Source organism: Kribbella sp. NPDC002412 (assembly GCF_053592935.1).
Genome location: NZ_JBSFBL010000039.1, coordinates 1 through 20,528, shown reverse-complemented (window position 1 = coordinate 20,528; position 20,528 = coordinate 1). Strand labels below are relative to the sequence as shown.

The 20,528-nt window shown below is 70.1% G+C and carries 18 protein-coding genes; 15 read left to right on the top strand and 3 right to left on the bottom strand.

The features are described 5' to 3' along the window. Positions 1-9: 9 nt before the first annotated feature. Positions 10-3,018: a glycine--tRNA ligase gene (locus ACWCOV_RS27715; RefSeq protein ID WP_449832238.1), complete on the top strand. Its 3,009-nt coding sequence runs from the start codon at positions 10-12 to the stop codon at positions 3,016-3,018. Positions 3,019-3,131: 113 nt separating this feature from the next. Here the strand turns inward: ACWCOV_RS27715 and ACWCOV_RS27710 are convergent, their stop codons facing one another. Both ACWCOV_RS27710 and ACWCOV_RS27705 read right to left on the bottom strand, forming a co-directional pair. Next, the gene (locus ACWCOV_RS27710) at positions 3,132-4,124 is read right to left on the bottom strand and encodes a GDSL-type esterase/lipase family protein (protein WP_449832237.1); all 993 of its coding nucleotides are present in this window, start codon (positions 4,122-4,124) and stop codon (positions 3,132-3,134) included. Then, a complete protein-coding gene (locus ACWCOV_RS27705; protein ID WP_449832236.1) occupies positions 4,121-4,834 on the bottom strand; it encodes a GntR family transcriptional regulator in 714 nt (237 codons plus the stop codon). Before ACWCOV_RS27705 ends, ACWCOV_RS27710 begins: the two co-directional genes overlap by 4 nt. A 116-nt stretch (positions 4,835-4,950) precedes the next feature. Between ACWCOV_RS27705 and ACWCOV_RS27700 the strand changes: the two genes are divergently transcribed. From ACWCOV_RS27700 to ACWCOV_RS27680, 5 genes are all read left to right on the top strand, one after another. After that, a complete protein-coding gene (locus ACWCOV_RS27700; protein WP_449832235.1) occupies positions 4,951-6,009 on the top strand; it encodes an isocitrate/isopropylmalate dehydrogenase family protein in 1,059 nt (352 codons plus the stop codon). Then, positions 6,006-8,492 carry an aconitate hydratase AcnA gene (acnA, locus tag ACWCOV_RS27695; RefSeq protein ID WP_449832234.1) on the top strand — a complete coding sequence of 829 codons (2,487 nt, stop codon included), beginning with the start codon at positions 6,006-6,008 and terminating at the stop codon, positions 8,490-8,492. The genes ACWCOV_RS27700 and acnA overlap by 4 nt, the downstream gene beginning before the upstream one ends. A 76-nt stretch (positions 8,493-8,568) precedes the next feature. Further along, a complete protein-coding gene (locus tag ACWCOV_RS27690; protein WP_449832233.1) occupies positions 8,569-9,291 on the top strand; it encodes a VIT1/CCC1 transporter family protein in 723 nt (240 codons plus the stop codon). Between the two features lie 19 nt (positions 9,292-9,310). Further along, positions 9,311-11,089: an FAD-binding protein gene (locus ACWCOV_RS27685; RefSeq protein ID WP_449832232.1), complete on the top strand. Its 1,779-nt coding sequence runs from the start codon at positions 9,311-9,313 to the stop codon at positions 11,087-11,089. A 10-nt stretch (positions 11,090-11,099) separates the two neighbouring features. Next, positions 11,100-11,678 (top strand): Chromate resistance protein ChrB, encoded by a 579-nt coding sequence (locus ACWCOV_RS27680; RefSeq protein WP_449832231.1) that lies wholly within the window; start codon positions 11,100-11,102, stop codon positions 11,676-11,678. Here the strand turns inward: ACWCOV_RS27680 and ACWCOV_RS27675 are convergent. After that, positions 11,675-12,604 (bottom strand): MurR/RpiR family transcriptional regulator, encoded by a 930-nt coding sequence (locus ACWCOV_RS27675; protein WP_449832230.1) that lies wholly within the window; start codon positions 12,602-12,604, stop codon positions 11,675-11,677. The two genes, ACWCOV_RS27680 and ACWCOV_RS27675, sit on opposite strands and share 4 nt — an antisense overlap. Before the next feature lie 128 nt (positions 12,605-12,732). Between ACWCOV_RS27675 and ACWCOV_RS27670 the strand changes: the two genes are divergently transcribed. The 9 genes from ACWCOV_RS27670 to ACWCOV_RS27630 form a co-directional block, all read left to right on the top strand. Continuing rightward, positions 12,733-13,920, top strand: a complete 1,188-nt coding sequence (locus ACWCOV_RS27670; protein WP_449832229.1) for a C45 family autoproteolytic acyltransferase/hydolase — start codon at positions 12,733-12,735, stop codon at positions 13,918-13,920. A gap of 29 nt (positions 13,921-13,949) precedes the next feature. Next, entirely contained in the window at positions 13,950-14,969 is a 1,020-nt protein-coding gene (locus ACWCOV_RS27665) for an ABC transporter substrate-binding protein (RefSeq protein WP_449832228.1), read from the top strand. Between the two features lie 7 nt (positions 14,970-14,976). Continuing rightward, entirely contained in the window at positions 14,977-16,038 is a 1,062-nt protein-coding gene (locus ACWCOV_RS27660; protein WP_449832227.1) for a FecCD family ABC transporter permease, read from the top strand. Beyond that, positions 16,035-17,063 carry a FecCD family ABC transporter permease gene (locus ACWCOV_RS27655; RefSeq protein WP_449832226.1) on the top strand — a complete coding sequence of 343 codons (1,029 nt, stop codon included), beginning with the start codon at positions 16,035-16,037 and terminating at the stop codon, positions 17,061-17,063. The genes ACWCOV_RS27660 and ACWCOV_RS27655 overlap by 4 nt, the downstream gene beginning before the upstream one ends. Positions 17,064-17,073: 10 nt before the next feature. After that, the gene (locus ACWCOV_RS27650; RefSeq protein WP_449832225.1) at positions 17,074-17,883 is read left to right on the top strand and encodes an ABC transporter ATP-binding protein; all 810 of its coding nucleotides are present in this window, start codon (positions 17,074-17,076) and stop codon (positions 17,881-17,883) included. 9 nt (positions 17,884-17,892) lie between these two features. Continuing rightward, entirely contained in the window at positions 17,893-18,867 is a 975-nt protein-coding gene (locus ACWCOV_RS27645; RefSeq protein ID WP_449832224.1) for a threonine/serine dehydratase, read from the top strand. Positions 18,868-19,017: 150 nt separating this feature from the next. After that, positions 19,018-19,812: a COG4280 domain-containing protein gene (locus ACWCOV_RS27640; protein ID WP_449832223.1), complete on the top strand. Its 795-nt coding sequence runs from the start codon at positions 19,018-19,020 to the stop codon at positions 19,810-19,812. Then, positions 19,809-20,024 (top strand): hypothetical protein, encoded by a 216-nt coding sequence (locus ACWCOV_RS27635; protein ID WP_449832222.1) that lies wholly within the window; start codon positions 19,809-19,811, stop codon positions 20,022-20,024. Before ACWCOV_RS27640 ends, ACWCOV_RS27635 begins: the two co-directional genes overlap by 4 nt. Before the next feature lie 107 nt (positions 20,025-20,131). Then, a partial coding sequence (locus ACWCOV_RS27630) for a PmbA/TldA family metallopeptidase (protein WP_449832221.1) occupies positions 20,132-20,528 on the top strand: 397 nt, incomplete at its 3' end.

The following is a 20,528-nucleotide window of genomic DNA, read 5'->3' as shown; positions in this document are numbered from 1 at the left end:
GAAGAACGCTTGAGGTTTGTTGTGCTCACCATGCAGGACGCGCTGCTGGCGCTGACGAAGTACTGGACCGACCGCGGGTGCATGGTCGTGCAGCCGTTCAACACCGAGGTCGGCGCCGGAACGCTGAACCCGGCGACCATCCTGCGGGTGCTCGGTCCCGAGCCGTGGCGGGTCGCGTACGTCGAGCCGAGTGTCCGGCCCGACGACAGCCGGTACGGCGAGAACCCGAACCGTCTGCAGACGCACACCCAGTTCCAGGTGGTGCTCAAGCCGGACCCGGGCAACCCGCAGGAGCTGTTCCTGGACAGCCTGACCGCGCTCGGGATCGACATCGACGCGCACGACGTCCGGTTCGTCGAGGACAACTGGGCCAACCCGGCGACCGGCTCCTGGGGGCTGGGCTGGGAGGTCTGGCTGGACGGCCTGGAGATCACCCAGTTCACCTACTTCCAGCAGGCCGGCGGCATGACGCTGGACCCGGTGTCGGTGGAGATCACCTACGGCATCGAGCGGATCATGATGGCGCTGCAGGGCGTCTCGCACTTCAAGGACATCGACTACGCCCCCGGCATCTCGTACGGCGAGGCGTTCGGCCAGGCCGAGTACGAGATGAGCCGGTACTACCTCGACGACGCCGACGTCGACAGCCAGAAGCGGCTGTTCGAGGAGTACGCGAACGAGGCCCGCCGGATGCTCGACGCCCGGCTGCCGGTGCCCGCGCACGTGATGGTGCTGCGCTGCTCGCACACCTTCAACGTGCTCGACGCCCGCGGCGCGGTCAGTACGACGGAGCGCGCCAAGGCCTTCGGCCGGATGCGTGGGCTGGCCCGCGAGGTGGCGCAGCTGTGGGCCGAGCGTCGTACCGAGCTCGAGCACCCGTTGGGGATCGCCGAGTTGCCCGCAGCGGCGCCGGAGCCGACCGAGTTCCCGACCGTCACCGGGACCCGGCAGCTGACGTTCGAGATCGGCACCGAGGAGATGCCGCCGTCGGAGGTCACCAAGACCGCCGAGGCCGTCCGGACCGCGCTGACCGAGAAACTGGCCGCGACCCGGCTGGGTCATGGCGACATCACGACGTACGCAACGCCTCGCCGGGTGGTCGCGTTCGTGGCGAGCGTCCAGGCGGGCGAGCCGGACGCGGAGCGGGTGGTCCGTGGTCCGCGGAAGTCGGCCGCGTACGACGCCGACGGCAACGTCACCAAGGCCGCCGCCGGGTTCGCCCGCGGTCAGGGCGTCGATGTCAGCGAGCTGCACGACCTGGACGTCGACGGCGTCGAGTACGTCGCGGTGACCAAGCCCGACCCGGGTCGCGGCGCGGCCGAGGTGCTGAGTGGCGTGCTGAGCGAGATCGTCAGCGGCCTGCGGTCGGACAAGAACATGCGGTGGAACGACGCCAAGCTGTCGTTCACCCGCCCGGTCCGCTGGCTGGTCGCGCTGCTCGGCGACCAGGTGGTGCCGGTCTCGGTGTCGTCGCTGGCCGCCGGACGGACGACGCGGGTGCACCGGACCGCCGCCCAGCCGCAGGTGGAGATCGCCGCGGCCGAGGGCTACCTGGACCTGCTCCGGATCCACGGCATCGAGGCCGACCCCGCGCGACGCCGTTCCCAGATCGTCTCGGCCGCCGGTGAGCTCGCGGCAGGTGTCGGCGGCACGATCGACGTCGAGGGCGAGTCCGCGCTGATCGACCAGATCGTCAACCTGGTCGAGGAGCCGACCGCGATCCTGGGCGGCTTCTCCGCCGACTACCTGACGCTGCCGGGCGAGATCCTGACCACGGTGATGCGCAAGCACCAGCGGTACCTGCCGGTCCGCGACGGCGACGGCAAGCTGCTGCCGCACTTCGTTGCCGTGGCCAACGGTTCGGTCGACGAGGACGTCGTCCGCGGCGGCAACGAGGCGGTGCTGCGGGCGCGCTACGAGGACGCCGCGTTCTTCTGGCGGGCCGACCTGGAGACGCCGCTGGAGACGATGAAGGGCGAGCTGGAGAAGCTGGCCTTCGAGGAGCGGCTCGGCTCGATGGCCGACCGGGCGTCCCGGATCGGCCGGATCGCCACCTCGCTGGCCGCGGTCGTGGGGCTGGAAGGCGATGACCTGACCACGCTGAAGCGGGCGGCCGAGCTGGCGAAGTTCGACCTCGGCTCGCAGATGGTCGTCGAGCTGACCAGCCTGGCCGGGACGATGGCCCGCGAGTACGCGCAGCGGGCTGGTGAGACCGAGGCCGTCGCGCAGGCGCTCTACGACATGGAGCTGCCGCGGTCCGCCGGTGACCCGGTGCCGTCGACCACGCCGGGTGCGCTGCTCGCGCTGGCCGACCGGTTCGACCTGCTGGCCGGCCTGTTCGGCATCGGCGCCAAGCCGACCGGTAGCTCCGACCCGTTCGCGCTGCGCCGCGCGGCCGCCGGTGTGGTCGCGATCCTGCGCGAGCACCCGGAGCTCAAGGCGATCACTCTCACCGCCGGTCTGCGGGCCGCCGCGGACGAGATCGGCGCGCAGGGCATCGACGTACCGGCAGACTCGCTCGACGAGGTCGCCGAGTTCACCGTACGGCGCTACGAGCAGCAGCTGATCGATCGCGGCGACGACCACCACCAGGTGGCCGCGGTGTTGCCGCTGGCAACGGCTCCGGCGGTCGCGGACGAAACGCTGGCCTCGCTGCAGCAGCTCGTCACCAGCACGGACTTCGCCGACCTGGTCGCCGTCCTGCAGCGGGTGCGCCGGATCGTCCCCGAGGGCACCGAGGCGTCGTACGACGCCGGCAAGCTGACCGAGCCGGCCGAGGTTGTCCTGCACGAGGCGGTCCAGAAGGTGGGCCAGGCGCCGACCGCGCTGGCCGACTTCGTCACCGCCGCGTCCGTCCTGGTCGAGCCGGTCACCACGTTCTTCGACGAGATCCTGGTGATGGCCGAGGACCCGGACCTGCGCGCCGCGCGGCTCGGGCTGCTGGCGACGATCAGCTCGCTGGCCGCTCCGGTGCTCGACTGGCAGGCGCTGGGCACCAGCCTCAGCCCCGCTGAGTGAGTGCGCTGACGATCAGCTCGTTGCGCGCGTCCTGACCGAGCGGGACGGTGGTGTGCACACCGTCCCGCAGGTACGGCCCGGGGATACCGGCGGCGTCCGCGCGACGTTGGTGCTCAGTCGTCCAGCGTGAGCAGCGCAGCGAGCCGCTCGCCGATCAGGCGGTAGCCCTCCGGTCCGGGATGTACGTCGTCGACGTACAGCGCCAGCGCTTCGTCCGCGGTGAGGATGGTGCGCCCGTCGATGATCCGGACCGCCGGGTCCGTCCGGGCGCCGAGCTCCACACAGGCGCGTACGTCGTCCAGCGTGAGCCCGACCGCGTTCGGTTTGCCTTCGAGGTGTGGGGCGACGAGTGGGGTGATGACGACGACCGGCGTCTTCGGATGGCCGTCGCGGACAGTCGACACGAACGCCTCGACCTGGCCTGGCAGCGTGCGCCCGCTGTAGGTCTCGCCGCCGTAGATGTTGATGCCGAGGCACATCGAGATCAGCCGGGCGGGTGTGTCCCGGATGGTCCGCGCCGCGATCGGGTCGAGGTGGCACTCGCCGGCGAACCCGAGCGCGACCAGATCCCAGCCGTGCTTCCGCGCGACGACCGCGGGCCAGGTCTCGGACGGCCCGAAGGCGCCCGTGCATTGGGTGATCGAGCTGCCGTAGGTGACCCACCGCGGCCCGGTCGGCGCGAGCGGCTCGGCCGCACCGTCGAAGGTGATGTCTCGGACTGCGATCACACCTGACTGCGGGAGCCAGATCTCGACCTCGGCCGGCCGGCCCGGCAGGTCGGCGACGAGACGCTGTTCCCCGTCCCGGACCTCGATGCGGCGGTGCAGTTCGCCGTCGACCAGCACGTCGAGCGGGCCGAGCATCGAGTAGATGCCGAGGCTCGCGCGGATCTCCAGGCCGACCGACGAGGCCGCCGTACGCCAGGAGGCCCGGACGCCGGCGGGAGTCGCGGCGCGCTCCCAGAGCCGGTGACCGGGGCGCTCCGGGTAGCCGGTCCAGTCGATCATCCGGAAGTCGCGACCGCGCGGGTCCAGCCGCCAGTACGTCGTCCAGCCGTCCGCATCCGCCTCGCGGTACTGGTACCCCGTCCAGAAAGCGTCGCTCATGATCGTCCTCCTCGGATGCCCCGGAGTGACCGGGCGACGGGCTGGGCGGCGGCGGACGTGAGGCGGGCGACCGCGCGCGCACCGAGGCTGGCGTCGACGTGGGCGAGCATGACCGCGGCGGCGGTCTTGGCGTCTCCGGCCGCGATCGCACCGACCAGTGCGAGGTGCTCGGCGTGGGTGCGGTCCAGGTCCTCCTCGGTCCGGCCGTCCTCGAGAGCAAGCCTGCGGTACCGGTCCGCCTTGTCCCACAGCCCGTCCAGGGTCTGGACCAGCAACTGGTTGTGCGAGGCGGTGTAGATGGCGACGTGGAAGCGCCGATGGGTCGCCAGCTCGGCCGGCCCGGGGTCGCTCTGCAGCGGCAGCAACTCGTCCGCGGTCTGCCGGATCAGCTCGAGATCCTGCCGGGTACGGCGCTCGGCCGCGAGGCCGGCCGCCAACGGGTCGAGCGAGCGCCGGATCTCGATCAGGTCGCGCGCCTCTTCCGCCGTCAGCCGGGTGACCCGGGCGTCCCGGTGCGCGTCCAGCTCGACGAGGCCTTCGGTCATCAACCGGCGCAGTGCTTCGCGCAGCGGCGTCGTGCTGATGCCGAGCTCACGGGCCAGGGCCGCCTGCTGGATGACTGCGCCCGGGACCAGGTCGCCGCGCAGGAGTTGCTCGCGGACCAGCTCGTACGCGGTCTCGGCCTTGGTCGCCAGCTTGGCCTCGGTCACGGGCGCACCTCCACGGTTATAACAGCGTCACGGCAAAGATTACCTCAAGACCAGGCTTCGAGACGATCACAGGCAGAGGTTGACGCAGAAGGTTATAACGACTCACACTCACTGCCATGGCAGACGAGTACAGGCTGGGTGTGTTGTCCGGTGACGGCATCGGGCCGGAGGTCGTGCCCGCGACCGTCCAGGTCCTCGACGCGGCCGTGGCTGCTGCCGGTGGCGCGCCGATCGAGTGGGTCCCGCTCCCGGTCGGCGCCGAGGCGATCGAGACACACGGCAGCGCGCTGCCGCCAGTCACGCTGGAGACGCTGGAACAGCTCGACGGCTGGCTGCTCGGTCCGCACGACAGCGCGGCGTACCCGGAGGAGCATCGCGTCCAGCTGAACCCGAGCGGGTTCCTGCGCAAGCACTACGACCTGTTCGCGAACATCCGCCCGGCGAAGGCCTTCGAAGGGACGCCGGCGCTGGTGCCGGGGCTCGACCTGGTCGTCGTCCGGGAGAACACCGAGGGCTTCTACGCCGACCGCAGCACGTACCGCGGCACCGGTGAGTACATGCCGACCCCCGACGTGGCGATCGCGATGGGGATCTTCACCCGGCCGGCGATCGAGCGGATCGCGCGGCAGGCGTTCGAGCTCGCGATGCGGCGCCGCAAGCACCTGACGATCGTGCACAAGGCGAACGTGCTGCGGCTGACGACCGGCTTCTTCCGCGACATCTGCCGTGAGATCGCCGCCGACTACCCCGAGGTGCGGGTCGACGACTTCCACATCGACGCGATGACCGTCCACCTGGTCCGGCACGGCGCCGACTTCGACGTGCTGGTCACCGAGAACATGTTCGGCGACATCCTGTCCGACCTGGCCGGGGAGCTGGCCGGATCGCTCGGGATCGCGCCGTCGATCAACGCGTCCCACCAGCGGGCGATGGCGCAGGCCGCGCACGGCTCGGCGCCCGACATCGCCGGCCGCGACCTGGCCAACCCGACCGCGATGATCGCGTCCGGCGCGATGCTGCTCGACTGGCTCGGCTCCAGGCGGGCCGCCGTACTGGTCGATGAAGGGCTCCGGGCAGCGGTCGGGAGTGGCGTCCGTACGGCGGATCTCGGCGGCACCGCGGGGACGGCCGAGTTCACCGACGCGGTCGTCGCGTCGATCAGCGAGCTGACATGACCGGGCACCGCATCCAGCCGCTGCGAGGGATCGCGCCGGACCACCTGCCGCGGACCTTGCGCATCCTGCTCGAGAACGCGCTCCGGCACGGCACGGCGAGCGACGTGCTGCGGGACTGGATGCCCGGGGCGGTCGGCGAGCTGGAGGTGCACCCGTCGCGGGTGTTCCTGCACGACACGAACGGCGTTCCCGTGCTCGTCGACCTGGCCGCGATGCGCGAGGCGATGGTGGCCCAGGGCAAGGATCCGGCGCTGGTCGACCCGGTGGTCCCGGCCGAGCTGGTGGTCGACCACTCGGTGATCGCGGACGCCTTCGGACGGCCGGACGCGATGCAGCTGAACGTGGCGCTGGAGTACGAGCGCAACACCGAGCGGTTCCGGTTCCTGCGCTGGGGGCAGCAGACGTTCCGGCAGCTGAAGGTGGTGCCGCCTGGCGCCGGGATCATGCACCAGATCAACCTGGAGCACCTGGCCCGGGTGGTCGAGGAACGCGACGGCTGGTTGTTCCCGGATCTCTGTCTGGGCACGGACTCGCACACCACGATGGTCAACGGTCTCGGTGTGCTCGGCTGGGGGATCGGCGGGATCGAGGCCGAGGCGGCGATGCTCGGTCAGTCGGTGTCGATGGTGCTGCCCAAGGTGGTCGGCGTACGGCTGACCGGTTCGCTGCCGGTCGGGACGACGGCGACCGACCTGGTGCTGACGATCACCGAGACGCTGCGGGCGCACGGGGTGGTCGGGAAGCTGGTCGAGTTCGGCGGGCCGGCGCTGGCCGAGCTGCCGGTGCCGGACCGGGCGACGATCGCGAACATGAGCCCCGAGTTCGGCTCGACCGTGGCGTACTTCCCGATCGACCAGCGCACGCTGGACTACCTGCTCTTCACGGGACGGACGCCGGAGAAGGTCGCGCTGGTCGAGGAGTACGCGCGAGAGCAGGGGCTGTGGCACGAGCCGTCGGTCGAGCTCTTGTACGACGAGTACGTCGACGTCGACCTGGGCAGGGTGGTCCCGTCGATCGCCGGGCCCCGCCGACCGCAGCAACGCACGTCTCTCGCCGATTCACGTGCGGCGGTCGAGACCGAGTTGCCTGCAGGTCCGCGCACTGCCCAGACCCCTGGACATGGCGCTGTCGTAGTTGCCGCGATCACCTCGTGCACCAACACGTCCAACCCCGCGGTGATGGTCGCCGCCGGTCTGCTCGCGCGCAACGCGGTCGAGCGCGGTCTCACCAGCAAGCCGTGGGTGAAGACGACGCTGTCCCCAGGATCGCGCGTGGTGATGGACTACCTCGGCGATGCGGGACTCACGCCGTACCTGGAGAAGCTCGGCTTCCATCTGGCCGGCTTCGGCTGTATGACGTGTATCGGCGCCTCCGGTGCCCTCATCGATGAGGTGGGGAAGGCGGTCCGCGAACAGGATCTGACCGTCGCGGCCGTGCTCTCCGGCAACCGGAACTTCGAGGGCCGGATCCAGCCGGACGTGCGGCTCAACTACCTCGCGTCGCCGCCGCTCGTGATCGCCTACGCCTTGGCCGGCCGGATGGACATCGACCTGCTCACCGAACCACTCGGTGTTGACGACAGCGGCCGGCCGACCTACCTCGCCGACCTGTGGCCGAGCGCGACGGACATCGACGAGGTGATCGGGCAGACGCTCAAGCCCGAGCTGTTCAACGCTGTCTACGACGACGTGTTCCCCGGGGACGAGCGGTGGCGGCGACTCGATGCGCCCGGCGGTGAGACGTTCGCCTGGGGTGACTCGACGTACCTGCAGCGCCCGCCGTACTTCGACCAGCCGCCCGCGGTGGGTCCGTTGACCGGAGCTCGCGCGTTGGTGCGGCTGGGGGACTCGGTGACCACGGACCACATCTCGCCTGCGGGCGCGATCCCGCCGGACAGCGTGGCCGGGCGCTACCTCCAGGAGCTCGGGGTGACGCAGTTGAACACCTATGCGTCGCGACGGGGCAACCACCTGGTGATGATGCGCGGCGCCTTCGGCAACGTTCGGCTGCGCAACCAGCTTGCCCGGGGCGTCGAAGGACCGGTGACGCCCGGGCCGGACGGCGTACTGACGTCGATCTTCGATGCCGCAGAGGCTTATCGCGCGGCCGGTGTGCCGGTCGTGGTCGTCGCGGGCAAGGAGTACGGGACGGGATCGTCGCGGGACTGGGCGGCGAAAGGGCCGGCGCTGCTGGGGGTGCGGGCGGTGCTCGCGCAGTCCTTCGAGCGGATCCACCGGTCGAACCTGGTCGGGCTCGGCATCCTGCCGCTGGAGTTCCTGCCGGGTGAGGGCGACGACCTCACCGGTGCGGAGCCGATCGACATCGCGCTCGGCACAGACGGGTTCGCGACCGCGACGTCGGCCGGCAAGTCGTACCGGCTGAAGGTCCGGCTCGACACCCCGCGTGAGGCGGACTACTACCGCCACGGCGGGGTGCTGCCCTACGTGCTGCACAAGCTGACCGTTGCCGGGTCAGGAAAGTAACGGGTAGACTGTTGTAACAGGTGATGCAATTTAACGAAGGTTACGCTCACCTAACCCGCGGAAGGAAATATCCCCAATGACCGCGTCAGTAGCGGAAGTACAACCCCCCGAGATCCACCACTCGCACCGTGACGTCACCGGTGGCTGGCTGCGGCCCGCGACCTTCGGCGTGATGGACGGCCTGGTGTCGAACTTCGCCCTGGTCGCCGGTGTGGTCGGCAGTGGCGCGACCGGCAAGGTCGTGATCATCACCGGACTCGCCGGCCTGGTCGCCGGCGCCTGCTCGATGGCGTCCGGTGAGTTCACCTCGGTCTCGTCCCAGACCGAGCTGATGAAGGCCGAGATCGAGGTGGAGCGGCGCGAGCTGCAGATCCACCCCGAGGAGGAAGAGCGCGAGCTCGCCATGATGTACGAGGCGAAGGGCCTGCGCCCCGAGCTCGCCGCCGAGGTCGCTCGTGAGCTGACCAGCGATCCGGCGGTCGCGCTCGACGTCCACGTTCGTGAAGAGCTCGGCGTCGACCCCAACGACCTGCCGTCGCCCTGGCTGGCCGCCGGCTCGTCGTTCGCCGCCTTTGCGATCGGCGCCGTGATTCCCTTGCTGCCGTTCATCTTCGGCGCCATCAGCGTGTGGCCGGCGCTCCTCCTGAGCGCGCTCGGCCTCGTCGTCACCGGCGGCATCGTCGGCAAGATCACCGCCCGCCCGTTCTGGTACGGCGGCGGCCGTCAGCTACTCCTGGGCGGCCTGTCGGCCGCGGTCACCTTCGTGATCGGGCTAGCAGTCGGTACTGGACTGTCATAACAGAGATGGAGGGCGGCCGGTGCGTGTCGCGGCTTTGATCAAGCAGGTGCCCAAGGGTGACCACAGTGGGCGCCTGGATGCCGACGGGCGGCTCGAGCGGGCCGGGGCTGTCACGGAGATGAATCCGTGGTGCCGCCGGGCTGTCGCTCAGGCCGTGCGGCTGGCGCGGGAGTCGGGTGGTCGCAGTACGGCGATCACCATGGGGCCTCCGGTGGCGGCCGACGTACTGCGCGAGGCGCTGGCGTGGGGTATCGATGACGCCCTGCACCTCACCGACCCGGCGCTGGCCGGCTCGGACTGCTTGGTCACGGCCCGCGCCCTGGCCGCCACCATTTCGGTGCTGGACGAACGCCCCGACCTGATCCTGGTCGGCGCCAGCTCCGTCGACGGCAGCACCGGCGCAGTAGGCGCCATGCTCGCCGAGCTCCTCGGCCTGCCCTTCACCGGCCCGGTCCTCACTCTGGAGCCCTCAGGCAGCACCCTCCACACCACCGTCCAACACGACACCGGCACGGAGACGGTCGCCGTACAACTCCCCGCTGTAGTAGCCATAGCCGAACGCTCCTGCCCGCCCGCCAAGGTTCCCGCCGACACGTGGCCCACCGGCGATGCGATCCGCCGGGTAACCACTGCCGACCTGGCTCCCGGCAGCTGGGGCCTGGCCGCCAGCCCAACAAAGGTCGCCAACGTCCACCCCGCACCCCTGACCCGAGACCCGGTAATCTTCCGCGGCCGCACCGAAACCCAGGTAACCCGAGCAATCACAGAACTACTAGCCCGAGGCTGCTTCCAGCCCCAGCCAGCCGCAGATGCCGCGCCCGTGCCCACCTCACCCCTCCCCGGCGAGCGGCCCGCAGGGCCGCGAGACGGTGGGGAAGTGGTGGTGTTGGTGGGGGCTGGGCCGGAGGCCGGGACTCAGGCGTTGCTGGGGGCCGCCGCGGTGTTGGCTGGTGAGGTTGGTGGGTTCGTGACTGCCGTGCGGACCGCGGAGAGCACCGAGGAGCTTGCGGTGTGGGGCGCGGACGCTGTGGTGACGCTTACTGATGACGAGCCTCGGCCTGTTGCTGAAGCGCTGGTCAAGTGGATGGCTGGGCGGAATGCGTGGGCCGTGCTGGGGGCGGCTTTGCCTTGGGATCGGGAGGTGTTGGCTCGGTTGGCCGTGGCTACGGGGGCCGGGTTGATGTCCGATCTGGTGAGTTTGCGAGTGAGTGGTGGGCGGTTGTCGGGCTTGAAACCGTCGGGTGGCGGCACGTTGGCTGAGATCGTCAGCGACGGATCGCCTCAGATCGCGACGATCCGGACCGGCTTGCTGCCCCTACGGGCCCCACGAGCCGACCGGCCGGTCGACGAGCACACGCTGCACGTCGCAGACGATCCAGGGGTACGGCGGGCTGAGCGTCGTACCGGGAGCGAAGGGGACGCGCTGGACCGGGCCGACGTGGTCATCGGGGTCGGGCGAGGCGTGTCGCCTGACGCCTACGCCGAGCTCGAGCCCATGCGCCTGCTGCTGAACGCGGAGCTGGCCGCGACCCGCAAGGTGACCGACGAGGGCTGGCTGCCGCACGGCAGGCAGCTCGGGATCACCGGGCGGAGTGTCGCGCCGCGGATGTACTTCGCGGTCGGCCTGTCCGGCAACCTGAACCACCTGGCCGGCGCGAGCCGGGCCGGGACCGTGCTGGCGATCAACACCGACCCGGCCGCGGAGGTCTTCGCGCACTGCGACGTCGGGCTGGTCGCGGACTGGCGGGAGGTGATGCCGCATCTGGTGGAAGGACTACGGGCTCGGGTGAGCGGCTAACCTGTGCGGCATGGCGACGACCCGACGGACGAAGGCTGCGGTGAACGGCTCCGAAGCCTGGCTGCTGCTGATCTACAAGGTGCCCAGCGACTCGTCGCGGGCGCGGGTGGCGGTCTGGCGGGAGCTGAAGCGGCTCGGCGGGTTCTACGTCCAGCAGGCGGTGTGCGTGCTGCCGGACCGCGACGAGCTGCGGGCCGGGATGGCGAAGGTGCGGGAGCGGGTCGCCGAGCTCGGCGGGTCGAGCGTGTTCCTCACCCTCACCGACGTCGACGAGGACGCGCGGACGCAGTTCGTGGAGGGCTTCCGGAGCCAGTCCGCGAAGGAGTACGCCGAGATCGTCGAGGAGTGCGAGACCAAGTTCGTCAAGGAGATCGAGTTCGAGCGGTTCCGGGAGAACTACACGTTCGAGGAGGCCGAGGAGATCCGCCAGGACCTGGAGAAGCTGCGCCGCTGGCTGGCGAAGGTCGAGGGCCGCGACTGGATGGATGCCGACGGCAAGGAGCTCGCCCGCGCCAAGGTCGCCGACTGCGAACGCCTCCTGGAGGAGTTCGAAGCCGACGTGTACGAGCGCACGGAGGGCAAGGTCTAGCGTCGTTTGCGGGGTACGGCGGTGCGGGGGAGGCCGAGGATGGTCTCGTCCGCGAGTGGGTAGCCGTTCAGCTGCTCGCGGAGCTGGTTCATCCGTTCGGTGTTGCTCAGCGCACGGTCGCGGTCGTGCGCTGCGACGGCGATGGTCAGCGCCTCCAGCAGGATCAGCACCATCGCCTGGCTGGTGAACGTGCCCGGGCGGCTCATCCGGGTGGACAGTACGACGGCCACCTCGTCACGCAACGCCTCACCGAGGGTGTCGGTCACCAGGATGACGGGCACGCCGGCCTCCGTGCAGTGGTCCAGGACGATCCGGGCCTCGCGGTTCAGCCGGTTGTGCGCCATCACGACGACGACGTCCTCGGGGCCGAGCAGCAGGATCCGGTCCGCCAGCCGGTAGCCGGTGTCGCTCGCGATCCGGGCGCGGTGCCCGATCCGGATCAGGTGGGTGGCGATGTACTCCGAGACGCCGTCCAGGCCGGCGAACCCGCAGAGCACCGTCTCCCGCGCGCCGTGGACCAGCTCGACGGCCCGGCGGAACTCGTCGGGGTCGATCAGCTGCTCGGCCATCGCCAGGTGCTCGATGTGGTCGCGCAGGATCGCCCGCAGCACGCCCTCGGGTCCGTCGCCGACGGTCTCGAGGCTGGCGCTGAGCCGGTTGGCCGGGGTGAGCAGGGTCTGCAGGTGGCCCTGTAGCGAACGCTTCAGCCCGGGCAGGCCGTCGTACCCGAGGGCTTTGGCGGTCCGGACGACGCTGGCGTCGCTGGTGCCGGTCGCCCGGCCGAGCTCCTCGGCGGACGAGAACGCGGCCTCCTGCGGGTGGGCGGACAGGTACTCCGCGACTTTCCGCTCGGTCGCGGTGAGTTCGCCGAGGCGTGCCGCAACCCGCTCCTGCAGGGTAGGCGGCTTGGTTTCCGCTGTGGTCACGAAGGTCCCTCCGTCCGGGTCGGCTCAATCATTTCACCCGACCAACCGTTGACAGCGATTGTAGCAATCACTACCGTCAAGTGAATATTCGTAGTAAACACAACGAAGTGGTCGTCCAGGGAGCATCCGTGATCGCAACCATCGACATCGCAGCGGCGGACCCGCGGGAACGCGGCCGGCAGTACGGCGAGGCCGCGCGCGAGCAGATCGCCGCGTCGGTCGCCTTCTACGCCGAGTCCGTGGCGCACAAGACCGGCCTGCGCTGGCCGGAGGTGCAGGAGCGGGCCGGCGCTTGGGTGCCGATCATCGAGGGCTACCTGCCGGGCATCGTCCCCGAGCTGCGCGGGATCGCCGACGGCTCCGGCCGCGCCTTCGAGGAGATCCTCGCGCTGAACAGCCGCGGCGAGCTGACCCGCGGCAACCCGTTCGAAACCGGCGACCGCGAAGGCACGCCCGAGGACGACGAGGGCTGCACCTCGTTCGCGATCCTGCCCGCGGCCAACCCGCTCGGCCGCACCTGGGCCGGGCAGAACTGGGACCTGTGGGCCGGCGTCGCCGACACCGTCGTCGGGCTCCGGATCGCACAGCCCGGCAAGCCGACGATCCTCTGCCACGTCGAGGCCGGCCAGGTCGGCCGGCACGGCGCGAACTCGGCGGGCATCGCCCTGAACGCCAACGGCCTCGGCGCCGGCTTCGGCGCCGGTCTCGGTGTCCCGGGCGCGTTCGTCCGCCGCAAGGTGCTGGAGAGCTGGGACTTCCACGTGGCGCTGAAGGCGATCTTCGACGCCCGCCAGACCCTGTCCAGCAACCTGCTGCTCACCCACTCCGACGGTTTCGCCATCGACGTCGAAACCACGCCGGGACGCAACGCCTGGATGTACCCGACCGACGGGTTGCTGGTGCACGGCAACCACTTCCAGGCGTTCGTCCCACCGCAGATCGAGAACACCTACCGGCCGTTCTCGGTGGACTCGCTCTACCGGGTGCCGCGGGTCGAGACCGGCCTCGACCGGATCCGCCGCGAAGGCACCACGGAAGAGCACCTCGCTCAGCTCGTGCGCACCACGATGAGCGACCACTTCGGTCACCCCGACGCCGTCTGCCAGCACGTCGATCCGCGCCGGCACGAGCTCGACCGCTACGCCACCATCGTGTCCAGCCTGGTCGATCTGACCACGGGCACCTACCGGCTCACCCCGGGCCTGCCGTGTGCGAACAGCTACCAGCAGCTCCCGTGGAACCTGTACGACGGCCCCGGCGCCGCCGACCGTCCCGACGTCCCCGGTCCGGCGCAAGTCCTCGCCGGCATCCGCTGACCCTGCTTCAGCTCAAGGAGCAACGTGCCATGTCTCACTCCGCCACGAAGGTACGGCGTACTGCCGCCACCCTCGCCCTGTTCGCCGCCGCGGCTGCCCTGACCGGCTGCGGCGGCTCGTCCTCCCCCGCGACCGGCGCGGCGCCGAACGCCGACCGCGCTGCGGCCGCCGAGGGTGTCAGCCCGGACGTCAACCTGGACCAGTGCGGGAAACCGACCCGCACCGTCAAGCACGACCTCGGCAGCACCACGGTGACCGGCAGCCCGACCAAGGTGGTGGCGCTGGAGTACTCCTTCGTCGACGCCCTGGTCGCGGTCGGCATGTCGCCGATCGGTGTCGCCGACGACGACCAGCCCAAGCGGATCATCCCCGCGCTGCGCGAGAAGGTCGGCGAGTACAAGTCGGTCGGCCTGCGGGCCACCCCGAACATCCAGGTGATCACCGCCCTCAAGCCGGACCTGATCGTGGCCGACAGCGGCCGGCACAAGGCGATCTACGCCCAGCTGTCCAAGATCGCGCCGACCATCGCCTACCCCAGCCTGAACGGCAACTACCAGCAGGTGCTGGACAGCGAGATGTCCACCGCGATCGCGCTGAACAAGTGCGACGAGATGAAGACCCGGCTGTCCGAGCACGCCAAGATCATGGCCGACCTGAAGGCCGTCGCGCCGGCCGACGAGAGCCGCAAGGCGCTCTTCGTCCGCGCGTCGGACAAGGGCTTCACCGGGTTCCCGCCGAAGGCCTACACGCCGGGCGTGCTGGCCGTGATCGGCATCAAGTCGCCGCTGCCGGACGAGTCCGGGGACGCGTCGGTGTCGCTCACCCTGGAGACCCTGGTCGCCACCAAGCCGGACGTCATGTTCATCGCCCCGAACGACGGGCCGACCTTGCGCGACACCTGGGCGAAGAGCCCGCTGTGGAAGGAGATCCCGGCGGTGAAGAACAACGCCTCGTTCGACGTCGACCCGAACGAGTGGTCGCGGTCGCGCGGGCTGATCGCCTCCGAGGTCGTCGCCAAGGAAGCCGTCAAGCTCCTCTACGGGAAGTGACCCGGTCATGTCCGTAGGCACTGTGCCCAGACCGGCCGAGGACGCCGCGACCCACAAGCGTCCGAAGATCGTCACCAACAGGCAGCGGGTCACCTGGGTGACGCTGGCGCTGCTGGTGGTGGTCGTGGCCGGCGTGGTCTGGGGCCTGTCGATCGGAAGCCAGCAGATCCCGCTGTCGCGGATCCCGGGCGCGATCTTCAAGGCCGATCAGCCCGACGAGCTGATCCTCCAGGCGATCAGGATGCCGAGGGTGGTGCTGGCGCTCTGCGTCGGCGCCGCCCTGGCGGTCGCCGGCGCGTTGATGCAGGCGGTCGCCGCGAACCCGCTCGCGGCGCCGGAGATCATGGGCGTCAACGCCGGTGCGGTGTTCGTCGTCGTACTCGCGATCACCGTGGTGCCGTCGCTGTCCGGTGCGCCGACGATTCTGCTGTCGTTCGGCGGCGCGGCCGCGGCGGGTGTGTCGGTGATGATGCTCGCGGGGTCGGGCCGGGGCCGGGTCAGCCCGATCCGGCTTGCGCTGGCCGGTGTCACGGCGAGCAGCCTGCTGATCTCGCTGACCCAGGTGCTGATCATCTTCGACGAGAACTCGGCCGACAGCGTGCTGTTCTGGCTGGTCGGCGGGGTCAACTTCGCCGCGTGGGCGGACATCCGCAACCTGCTGCCGTGGCTGGTGCTGGGCCTGATCGGCGCGTTCGCGATGGCCCGGCCGCTGAACCTGCTGGCACTCGGTGACGACATGGCCCGCGGTCTCGGCCAGAACGTCGAGCGGACCCGGATGATGGGGTCGGCGCTGGTGATCGTGCTGTGTGGCGCCGCGGTGTCGGTGGCCGGTCCGGTCGCCTTCATCGGCCTGATCGTGCCGCACATCATGCGCCGGCTGGTCGGTTCCAGCTACACGGTCCTGCTGCCGCTGTGCGCGGTGGCCGGCGGTGTCCTCGTGCTCTACGCCGACATCGTGTCCCGCTACGTCAAGCCGCCGTTCGAGGTGCCGGCCGGTGTGGTCACCGCGCTGATCGGCGCTCCGATCTTCGTCTACCTCGCTCGCCGACAGAAGGTGACCAGCTCATGACCAGTTCGGCGATAGTTGCGCAGCACGTACGGCGTACGTCGCTGGCCAAGCGCCATCCCGGGTTCCTGATGGGATCGCTCAGCGTGCTGGCCGTGGTGCTGAGTTTCTACAGCCTCAGCGTCGGCGCGACGGAAGTGTCGATGGGCGACGTGTTCAACGCCGTGATCGGCAACACCAGCGAGCAGGCGGCGCAGATCGTCACGCAGTTCCAGCTGCCACGCGTCCTGCTGGCCTGGCTGGTCGGGATCGCGCTCGGGGTGTCCGGCGCGGTGATGCAGGGTGTGATCCGCAACCCGCTCGCCGCCCCTGACGTCGTCGGCGTGACCAAGGGCTCCGGCTTCGCGGGCATGCTGTTGCTGCTCGCGATCCCGGGGATCCCGGTCGCGGCCGTCGTACCGGCTGCCTTCGTGGGCGGCCTGGTGGCCGCGGGCCTGGTGTATCTGCTGGCCTACCGTCGTGGCGCGACGCCGGTTCGGATCGCGCTGGTCGGTATCGCGGTCAGCGCGGCGTTCGAGGCGGGGATCCGATTCCTGCTGGTGCGCAACCCGCTCGACGTGAGCGCGGCGCTGATCTGGTTGACCGGCAGCCTGTTCGGCCGGTCGATGCGGTCGGTGCTGGAGATCCTGCCCTGGGTTCTCGTCCTGGTGCCGCTGATCGTGATCTGGAGCCGCAAGCTCGACGTCCTCGGGCTCGGTGACGACCTCGCCGCCGGGCTCGGTGAGCCGGTCGAGCGGACGCGGCGGACGCTGCTGCTGTTCTCGGTCGCGCTGGCCGCGGCCGCGGTCGCGGTGTCCGGCACGATCGGCTTCGTCGGCCTGATCGCGCCGCACATGGCCCGCCGGGTGTTCGGCGGCCGGCACCTTGCGTCGATCCCGGCCGCTGCGCTGTTCGGCGTACTGCTGATGCTCTTCGCCGACATGCTCGGCCGGGGCATCGCCCCGCCGCTCGAGATCCCCGCCGGGCTGGTGACAGCCGTCGTCGGCGGACCGTACTTCCTCTACCTGCTCGTGAAGACCGGAAAGTAGGAGAACCGCCATGCGTCTGCAGGCACAGAGCGTCCAGCTCGCCTATGACCAGCGGGTCATCGCTCGCGACCTCACCCTGACCATCCCGGACGGAAAGGTCAGCGTGCTGATCGGGCCGAACGGCTCCGGCAAGAGCACCGCGCTGCGGGCGCTGGCCCGGTTGCTGCCCCCGCAGAAGGGAAGTGTGATCCTGGACGGGAAGTCGATCCAGGAGACCCCGACCAAGGAGGTGGCCCGGCTGCTCGCGATCCTGCCGCAGGTCCTGGTCACGCCCGAGTCGATCTCGGTCGAGGACCTGGTCTGGTTCGGCCGCCATCCGCACCGGGCCTCGCTGAAGGTCCCGAGCCCGGCCGACAAGGAAGCCGTCGAGTGGGCGATGGAGGTGACCAGTACGGCGGAGCTGCGGCACCAGCACGTGGACCAGCTGTCCGGTGGCCAGCGGCAGCGGGTGTGGATCGCGCTGTGCCTGGCCCAGGGCACGGACCTGATCCTGCTCGACGAGCCGACGACGTACCTGGACGTCGCCTACCAGCTCGAGGTGCTCGACCTGCTGCACCAGCTCAACCAGGAGCAGGGCAAGACGGTGGCGATGGTGCTGCACGACTTCAACATGGCCGCGGAGTACGCCGACCACGTGTTCGTGATGAAGTCCGGCAGCCTGGTCACCCAGGGGCCGCCGGAGGACGTGTTCACCTGCGACATCATCCGGGACGTGTTCGGGGTGGAGTCGAAGGTCGTCCCGCACCCGGTCAGTGGCAAGCCGATGTGTATCCCGCTGAGGGCCGGCCTGCGGGCCGAGTTGTCAGTGGCAACCGGATAGGAGTACTGCATGACGTTGAGCCCCGCGGAGGCCGCCGAGCGGTCCGAACAGGTCGCGCCGCGACTGCGTGCGCACCTGCCGCCCACGCCGTTCGTCCGGTTCGGCGCGTTCAGCGACGAGCTCGGGGCGGAGGTGCTGGTGAAGTGCGAGCACCTGCAGCGCACCGGCTCGTTCAAGGCCCGTGGTTCGATGGCGAAGATCCTGACGCTGACCGACGAGCAGCGCGAACGCGGCGTGGTCACCGCGTCGACCGGCAACCACGGCCTCGGGGTCGGGAACGCGCTGGCGACGCTCGGCGGCCGCGGCCTGGTCTACCTGCCGGAGAACGCGTCGCCGAGCAAGGTGGCCGCGCTGCGCCGGCTCGGTCTCGAACTACATGCCGAGGGCAACGACTCCGGCGTGCTCGAACCGAAGGCGCGGGCGTACGCGGCCGAGCACGACCTGGCCTACATCCCGCCGTACAACGACCCGGACATCATCGCGGGGCAGGGCACGGTGGCCGTCGAGATCCTCGAGCAGCTGGGCCGGGAGCCGCTCGACGCGGTGGTCGTCGCGGTCGGTGGTGGCGGACTGGTCAGCGGCGTCGCGGCGGTGCTCAAGAAGCATCTGCCCGGCATCCGGGTGTACGGCGCTTCGCCGGTGCGCGACGACGCGATGGCCGCGTCGGTGCGGGCCGGGGAGATCGTCCAGGTCGAGGCGCAGGAGACGTTGTCCGACGGTACGGCGGGCAGCGTCGAACCGGGCAGTATCACGTTCGACCTGTGTCGTGAGCTGGTCGACGACTGGGTGCTGGTGAGCGAGGACGCGATCAGCGCCGCCCTGCGGATGGTGATCGACACCGAGCACCAGCTGGTCGAAGGATCCGCCGCGATGGCGTTCGCGGCGGCGCGGGCCCGCCGTACCGAGCTCGAAGGCCGACGCGTCGCCGTGGTGTCGTGCGGCGGCAACATCTCGGCCGGCACGCTGGTGGCCGCCCTGGCGTAACCCCTCCCGCCGAAGCACCCGAGGACCCCCTCCCCTCGGGTGCTTCGGCATGCCCGCTTTCCGCCGATTTCTGCGCACATTGACACTCTCAGAACTGTGTAACTATCGTTTCGTGCAGCATATGTTTCAACTGAGACGAGGATGTGGGAGATGGATGCGGCAACCTGGGGGTTGATCATCGCGACATTCGTCGCGTGCTTCGTGGAGATGGTGGAAGCCACCACGATCGTGATGGCGATGGGGTACACCCGGAGCTGGCGGTCGGCGCTGGCCGGCACCTTCGCGGCGCTCGGCGCGCTCGCGGTGGTCACGCTGGCGGCCGGGTACGCACTGGCGAACTGGCTGCCGGAGTCGGCGCTGCAACTCGCGATCGGCGGTCTGCTGCTGATCTTCGGGCTGCAGTGGTTGCGCAAGGCAATTCTGAGATCGTCCGGGCGCAAGGCGATCCACGACGAGGACGCGATCTACAAGGAAGAGGTCGCGGCGGCGAAGGCGGCCGGTGAGAGTGCGAAGGGCCTGGACCTGTTCGCGTTCATGGTCTCCTTCAAGGGTGTCTTCCTCGAAGGCATGGAGGTCGTGTTCATCGTGCTGACGTTCGGCCTGAACGCGGGCAACATCCCGGGCGCCGCGCTCGGCGCGCTCGCCGCCGTGGTGATCGTGCTCGGCGTCGCGGTCGCGCTCCGCCGCCCGCTGTCGATGATCAACGAGAACCTGCTCAAGTACGGCGTCGGCCTGCTGCTCGCGTCGTTCGGCACCTACTGGGCGGTCGAAGGGCTCGGCATCTTCCGGGGTGACCGGGAGAGTCTCGACTGGCTCGGCCACGACCTGATGCTCATCGTCCTGCTGGCCGCGTGGCTGCTGCTCAGCCGGATCTTCGTCGCGGTGCTGCGGGTTCCGGCGGCGCCGGTCGCGGCCGCCGACGTTGCTGTGGAGGTGAAGAAGTGAAGTTTCTCAAGGCCTTCGGGCAGTTCTGGTACGACTTCATCATCGGCGACGACTGGAAGATCGCCGTCGCCGTGGTGCTCGCGCTGGGTGTGACGCTCGCGGTGATGGCTACCGGCGTCCTCGGTGACACGGCCCTGACCGCGCTGGGCGGTGTCGCGATCTTCGTCGCGTTCGCCATCAGCCTGGCGATCGACGTCCGTCCGAAACGCTGACCTCTCCGATGGGCGCTGTAGCAAACACAACGCCTTCTCAGAATCTCGTAGTGTCTGCTACAGTGCCGGAGAGGCGCCCGTTCCCCTTCTGTATCGGAGGTCCCGAAGTGTCCGATTCACCGGTGATGCGCGACACCGCCGAGGCGGTGCTCGGCCTCCTTCCCCCGGATGTGCAGTACGGCGACATCCGCGTCGTACGGCGGACGCACGAGCAGGTGCTGGTCGAGCTCGACGGCCCCGGCGAGGTCGGGTACGACGACTCGACCGGCCTCGGCCTGCGAGTGCTGATCGGCGGGCAGTGGGGGTTCGCCGCCACGCACCGGCTCGATCGCCGCGGTCTCGACGCCGTTGTGGCGCAAGCGGTCGGCCAGGCCCGCGCGGCCGGCGGTGGTGGGCGCGTGTCGCTCGGGTCGCCGGTGACGACCCGCGACCGCTGGAGCTCGCCGATGCAGGTCGACCCGTTCACGGTGCCGCTGTCCAGCAAGCTCGACCTGCTGGCGGCGG